The sequence below is a fragment of the Streptomyces sp. NPDC004658 genome, from assembly GCF_040609555.1.
GTDB lineage: Bacteria > Actinomycetota > Actinomycetes > Streptomycetales > Streptomycetaceae > Streptomyces.
Window position 1 is genome coordinate 24,992 of record NZ_JBEXKG010000092.1, and the last position, 6,078, is coordinate 31,069.

Genomic DNA, 6,078 nt, shown 5'->3' on the forward strand with positions numbered 1-6,078 from the left:
CTCAGCCTCCCCAGATGTCGAAGAGCCGCACTTCCAGCACGGCCAGCACCACACCGCCGGCGGCCACCGTCACCGAACCCCAGCGGGTCCGCTCGGCCAGCGACATGAAGCCCGCCGCCGGAACGCACGCGAACGCGCCCAGCAGGTACGCCACGAAGATCGTCGTGCCCTGCTCCGGCTTCTCGCCCCGCGCCAGCTGCACGATCCCGATCACCAGCTGGACCAGCGCCAGCAGCGACACCACGGCCATGCCGATGAAGTGCCAGTCCTTCGTCGGCTGGTCGCGATACGCGGCCCAGCCGCACCAGGCGGCGAGCAGGAGCGCGGCGACCCCGGTCACCAGCGTCAGGGCATTGAGCATGCCGTGACCCTATTACGGCGGAAACAGTGCATCGCCGCCGCCCCCGCCCCACGCCGGGGGGCCGCACGCCCGGTGCCGCAGGCGGTGGCCCGGACCGCGCGGCCGCCGTGGCCGCCGTGGCATTGGCCACAGCGACCGGCCGCCCGGGCCCGGCGCCCACCCGGTGGTGCCGCACCCGCCGCCCTTGTCCGCACTGGTGAAGGACGGGCGAGTGGGATCGCCGTGCGTGGACGGGCGTCCCACCACCGCTGTCCGCGGCTGTCCACTATGCGGACGGCGGCGGCCGGTCAGGACCGTTCGTCTGCTTTACTTCTCGCATGACCACGACGAGCTGCCGCACCCTTGCGACCGAGGCGACCCTGACGCCCGGTGCTCGTTGTATGTGTCGCCTGATGTGTCGAATGTGCGCCTTCTAGAGGGCCCCCGCATCAGCTGAGCCTCGCGCCCCGAAGCGAGACCCGTGGCATGTCCGTGCGCCGTAGGCCGTACGAGACGCACATCCCTTCCTCCATGCCGGAACCGCATGCACCCGTGCCCGGGCACACCCACGCCCGCGCACTCGACAGTGACGGAAACCCACGTGATCACCACCTCGGGCCTGACCAAGGTCTACCGCTCCCGCGGCCGTGAGGTCACCGCCCTCGACGGCGTCGATCTCCACGTCCGCGAAGGCGAGGTCTACGGCGTCATCGGCCAGTCCGGCGCCGGAAAGTCCTCGCTCATCCGCTGCGTCAACCTGCTGGAGCGCCCCACCTCCGGCACCGTGACCGTCGCCGGGCAGGACCTCACCGCCCTGGCCGGACGCGGCCCGCGCGCCGGCCGGGAACTGCGCCGGGCGCGCAGCCGGATCGGCATGGTCTTCCAGCACTTCAACCTGCTGTCCTCGCGGACCGTGCAGGACAACGTCGAACTGCCGCTGGAGATCCTCGGCCAGTCCGGCCGCGCCCGCTCCCGCAAGGCCCTGGAGCTGCTCGACCTCGTCGGCCTCGCCGACAAGGCCAAGGCCTACCCCGCCCAGCTCTCCGGCGGCCAGAAGCAGCGCGTCGGCATCGCCCGCGCCCTCGCCGGCGACCCCAAGGTGCTCCTCTCCGACGAGGCCACCAGCGCCCTCGACCCGGAGACCACCCGCTCCATCCTCCAGCTGCTGCGCGACCTGAACCGCCAGCTCGGCCTGACCGTCCTGCTCATCACCCACGAGATGGACGTCGTGAAGTCGATCTGCGACTCCGCCGCCCTGATGGAGAAGGGCCGGATCGTCGAGTCCGGCACGGTCAGCGAGCTGCTGGCCACCCCCGGCTCGGAACTGGCCGCCGCGCTGTTCCCGGTCGGCGGCGAGGCCACCGGCGCCGACCGCACCGTCCTCGACGTCACCTTCCACGGCGAGGCCGCCACCCAGCCCGTCATCTCCCAGCTCTCGCGCACCTACAACATCGACATCTCGATCCTCGGCGCCGCCATCGACACCGTCGGCGGCCTCCAGATCGGCCGCATGCGCATCGAACTGCCCGGCCGCTACGAGGACAACGTGGTGCCGGTCGGATTCCTGCGCGAACAGGGCCTGGAGGTCGACGTGGTGGGCCAGGAGGCCCTGCTGGTGAAGGAAGGTGCCAAGTGACCTGGTCCGAGATGCAGCCGCTGCTGTCCCAGGCGTGTAGCGAGACGTTCACGATGGTGCTCTGGTCCACCCTGATCGCCGTCGCGGCCGGTCTCCCGCTCGGTCTGCTCCTCGTCGTCACCGACCGGGGCGGCCTGCTCCAGAACGTCGTCGCCAACAAGGTGGTCGGCCAGGTCGTGAACATCGGCCGGTCCATGCCGTTCATCATCCTGATGGTCGCCCTGATGAGCTTCACCCGCTGGGTCACCGGCACGACCATCGGTACGACCGCCGCGATCGTGCCGCTCGCCATCGGCGGCATCCCGTTCTTCGCCCGCCTGGTCGAGACGGCCGTCCGCGAAGTGGACCACGGCCTGGTCGAGGCCGTGCAGTCCATGGGCGGCAACACCTGGACGATCGTCCGCAAGGTCCTGATCCCCGAGGCACTGCCCTCGCTGATCGCCTCCGGCACGACCACGGTCATCGCCCTCATCGGCTACTCCGCCATGGCCGGCACCGTCGGCGGCGGCGGCCTCGGCGACCTCGCCGTCCGCTACGGCTACCAGCGCTTCGAGACCGAGCTGATGTGGATCACCGTCGCGATCCTCGCCGTCGTCATCTCCCTCATCCAGTTCGCCGGCGATGTCGCGGCCCGCGCCCTGTACAGCCGGGGCGGCCGGTCGGGCCCGGCGCCCAAGCTCCGCCTGCTGAAGGCCAAGGAGCCGGCCGCGGCCGACGTCAGCAAGGTCGCCTGAGCCTCCGCAGAGCACCCCCCAGACTCCCCGTACACCCGCATACGGGGTCGCACCACCCTTAAGGAAAGGCACTTTTCGTGCGTAACACCGCCAAGCTCACCACCGCCGTCCTCGCCGCCGGAGCCGTCACCTTCGGACTCACCGCCTGCGGCTCGGACAAGGACTCCGGCTCCTCCGACTACAGCGGCCCGCTCGTCGTCGCCGCGAGCCCGACCCCGCACGCCGAGATCCTGAACTTCGTCAAGGACAAGCTGGCGAAGAAGGCGGGCCTCGACCTGGAGGTCAAGGAGTTCACCGACTACATCACGCCGAACACGGCGACCGAGGACGGTTCGGTGGACGCCAACTACTTCCAGAACCAGCCGTACCTGGACGACTTCAACAAGAAGCGCGGCACCCACATCGCGCCCGTCGTCACGGTGCACCTGGAGCCGCTCGGCCTGTACTCCCACAAGGTCAAGAAGGCCGACGCCCTCAAGAGCGGTGCGACGATCGCCGTCCCCAACGACGCCGTGAACGAGGCACGCGCCCTGAAGCTGCTCGCCGCCAACGGGCTCATCACCCTCAAGGACGGCGTCGGCAACGAGGCGACCCCGCAGGACATCACCAAGAACCCCAAGGACCTCAAGTTCAAGGAGGTCGAGGCGGCCCAGACCGCGCGCTCCCTGGACGACGTGGACGCGGCCGTGATCAACGGCAACTACGCCATCTCCGCCGGCATCAAGCCCGCCAAGGACGCCCTGGTCCTGGAGTCCGCGAAGAACAGCCCGTACGGCAACTTCCTCGCGGTCAAGGAGGGCAACGAGAAGGACCCGCGCGTGAAGAAGCTCGCCAAGCTCCTCACCTCGCCCGAGGTCAAGAAGTTCATCGAGGACAAGTACCAGGGCTCGGTCATCCCGTCCTTCTGAGCCGTGAGGGGAACCCGACCCATGCGTTCGTCCGTCATCGCCGTGGCGGCCCTGGCCCTCGGCCTGACCGCCTGCGGCTCCGGCACGGACTCCGGCAGCGCCGGTGGCAAGGACGACACCCTCGTCGTCGGCGCCACCGCCGTCCCGGCCGGCGAGGTGCTCACCTATGTCAGGGACCACCTCGCCGCCAAGGCCGGCCTGAAGCTGGAGATCAAGGAGTTCACGGACTACGTCCTGCCGAACACCGCCCTCCAGGAGGGCGAGCTGGACGCGAACCTCTACCAGAACCAGCCCTTCCTGGACGACTTCAACAAGTCCAAGGGCACCGACCTCGTCTCCGTGGTCAAGCCCTACCTGCCGCCCATGGGCGTCTACTCGCACCAGGTGAAGAAGGTCACCGAGCTGGCCGACGGAGCCACCGTCGCCGTGCCGAACGACATCACCAACGAGGGCCGCGCCCTGAAACTGCTGGCCGCGGGCGGCGTCATCGGCCTGAAGGCCGGCGCCGGCACCGACGCGTCCCCCGCGGACATCACGTCGAACCCCCGGCACCTGAAGATCCGGGAACTGGAAGCCGCGCAGCTGCCCCGCTCGCTCGACGACGTGGACGCCGCGGTCATCAACAACAACTACGCCCAGGACGCGGGCCTCAGCCCCACCGGCGACGCCATCCTCCTGGAGTCGGCGAAGGACAACCCCTACGCCAACCTCCTCGCCGTCAAGCGCGGCGACGAGGACGACCCGCGGGTGCGGAAGCTCGCGAAGCTGCTCGTCTCGCCCGAGGTGCGCGCGTTCATCAAGGACAAGTACCACGGGTCCGTCCTGCCGGTGACCGGCCGCTGACGGCACGTACACGGCGTTTCGCGACGCACGGGGTCCGCTCCCTCACCGGGTGTGGACCCCGTCGTGCGGTTCAGTGGTTTCATGCTGCATGCTGGGCAGTTCAGCAGACCTGACGGTCCTGACGGTCTTTCGAGGAATTTCCGAAGGTTACGGAGCGGCGCATGACGAGCACCTTCCCCAACATCTCCATCAGCACGGAGCGGTTGGTGCTGCGTCCCCTCGACGAGGACGACGTGCCCGCCCTGGCCGACATGATGAACGACGAACAGGTCGTCGCCTGGACCACCGTCCCCCACCCCTACACCGAGGCCGACGCCCACCGGTGGATCACCCGCGCCGCCCCCGACGAACGCACCGAAGGCCGCGGCATAGTCCTCGCCGTCACCGAGTTCCTCACCCAGCGGCTCGTCGGCATCGTCCACCTGAGGAACACGGACTGGCGCGTCCGCTCCAGCCAGATCGCCTACGTCATCGCCCCCTGGGCGCGCGGCGAGGGCTACGCCTCCGAAGCCGTCCTCGCCACCGCCCAGTGGCTCTTCCACGACCAGAAGTTCGAACGGCTGGAACTGCGCACCGCCGCCGACAACACCGCCTCCCAGCAGGTGGCCCAGAAGATCGGCTGCATCAGCGAGGGCGTCCTGCGCAACGCCTGGATAGCCCGCGCCAGGACCGAGGACGGTGCCTGGACCGAGGTGCGCACCGACGTCATCGTCTGGAGCCTGCTCCCGGAGGACCTCGCCGGGGCCGGCGAGCAGCCGGCCGACGCCGGGGGTTTCACGTCGTACTCGGACTGGAACTGAGCCCCCGAGCTTCACCAGGTACTCTCACGGAGCCCGCCCCGGGCTCTCTCCCCCCTGAAGACCTGCGCAGAACCACTGGAGACTGACGACGATGGCCGACCGGGTCACGGTGATCGGCTGGGACGGCTCGCCGCTGACCGACGCGGGACGGGCCGCCCTCGGCGCCGCCACCCTCGTGGCCGGTGCCGCCCACCACCTGGCGCTGCCCGAGGTCCCGCCCACCGCCGAACGCGTCCGCCTCGGCAGCCTCGCCCTGGCCGCCCGCCGCATCGCCGCGCACCGCGGCACCGCGGTCGTGCTCGCCGACGGCGACCCCGGCTTCTTCGGTGTCGTCCGCACCCTGCGTGCGCCGGAGTTCGGCCTGGAGGTCGAGGTCGTCCCCGCCGTCTCCTCCGTCGCCGCCGCCTTCGCCCGCGCCGGTATGCCCTGGGACGACGCCCAGGTCGTCGTCGCCCACCCGCGCACCCTGCGCCGCGCCGTGAACGTCTGCCGCGCCCACACCAAGGTCGCCGTCCTCACCTCGCCGGGCGCCGGCCCCGCCGAACTCGGCCTCCTCCTGGAGGGCGTGCACCGCACCTTCGTCATCTGCGAGGAACTGGGCACCGAACGCGAACAGGTCAGCGTCGTCACCTCCGACAAGGCCGCCGACCACACCTGGCGCGACCCCAACGTCGTCATCGTCATCGGCGGACCGGTCGGCGCGCAGGAGGGCGGCGGCTGGATCGCCGGACGCGACCCCGGCGCCGGGCCGCGCGGCTGGGTGCAGCCCGACGAGAGCTACGGCGCCGGACCGGCCGGCGGCCTCGGCGAGGGCGAG

7 protein-coding genes are annotated in these 6,078 nt (G+C 70.5%); 6 read left to right on the forward strand and 1 reads right to left on the reverse strand.

Annotated elements, in window-relative coordinates; all coding sequences use genetic code 11:
• Position 1 precedes the first annotated feature (1 nt).
• Entirely contained in the window at positions 2-361 is a 360-nt protein-coding gene (locus tag ABZV94_RS26710; protein ID WP_014671592.1) for a hypothetical protein, read from the reverse strand.
• Positions 362-941: 580 nt separating this feature from the next.
• On the opposite strand from ABZV94_RS26710, the gene ABZV94_RS26715 reads away from it, so the two are divergent.
• The 6 genes from ABZV94_RS26715 to cbiE all read left to right on the forward strand — a co-directional run.
• On the forward strand, positions 942-1,976 hold the full coding sequence (locus ABZV94_RS26715; RefSeq protein WP_356344520.1) for an ATP-binding cassette domain-containing protein: 1,035 nt from the start codon (positions 942-944) through the stop codon (positions 1,974-1,976).
• On the forward strand, positions 1,973-2,710 hold the full coding sequence (locus tag ABZV94_RS26720) for a methionine ABC transporter permease (protein WP_356344523.1): 738 nt from the start codon (positions 1,973-1,975) through the stop codon (positions 2,708-2,710). Before ABZV94_RS26715 ends, ABZV94_RS26720 begins: the two co-directional genes overlap by 4 nt.
• A gap of 77 nt (positions 2,711-2,787) precedes the next feature.
• Positions 2,788-3,618 carry a MetQ/NlpA family ABC transporter substrate-binding protein gene (locus ABZV94_RS26725; RefSeq protein WP_356344525.1) on the forward strand — a complete coding sequence of 277 codons (831 nt, stop codon included), beginning with the start codon at positions 2,788-2,790 and terminating at the stop codon, positions 3,616-3,618.
• Positions 3,619-3,639: 21 nt separating this feature from the next.
• Positions 3,640-4,461 (forward strand): MetQ/NlpA family ABC transporter substrate-binding protein, encoded by an 822-nt coding sequence (locus tag ABZV94_RS26730; protein ID WP_356344528.1) that lies wholly within the window; start codon positions 3,640-3,642, stop codon positions 4,459-4,461.
• Positions 4,462-4,622: 161 nt separating this feature from the next.
• The gene (locus ABZV94_RS26735; protein ID WP_356344530.1) at positions 4,623-5,261 is read left to right on the forward strand and encodes a GNAT family N-acetyltransferase; all 639 of its coding nucleotides are present in this window, start codon (positions 4,623-4,625) and stop codon (positions 5,259-5,261) included.
• A gap of 91 nt (positions 5,262-5,352) precedes the next feature.
• A partial coding sequence (gene cbiE, locus ABZV94_RS26740) for a precorrin-6y C5,15-methyltransferase (decarboxylating) subunit CbiE (protein ID WP_356344533.1) occupies positions 5,353-6,078 on the forward strand: 726 nt, incomplete at its 3' end.

Excerpts from the sequence above, each read along its gene's own strand:
- ABZV94_RS26710 (WP_014671592.1), bottom strand. The coding sequence starts at position 361 with ATGCTCAATGCCCTGACGCTGGTGACCGGGGTCGCCGCGCTCCTGCTC.
- ABZV94_RS26730 (WP_356344528.1), top strand. The coding sequence starts at position 3,640 with ATGCGTTCGTCCGTCATCGCCGTGGCGGCCCTGGCCCTCGGCCTGACC.
- ABZV94_RS26735 (WP_356344530.1), top strand. The coding sequence starts at position 4,623 with ATGACGAGCACCTTCCCCAACATCTCCATCAGCACGGAGCGGTTGGTG.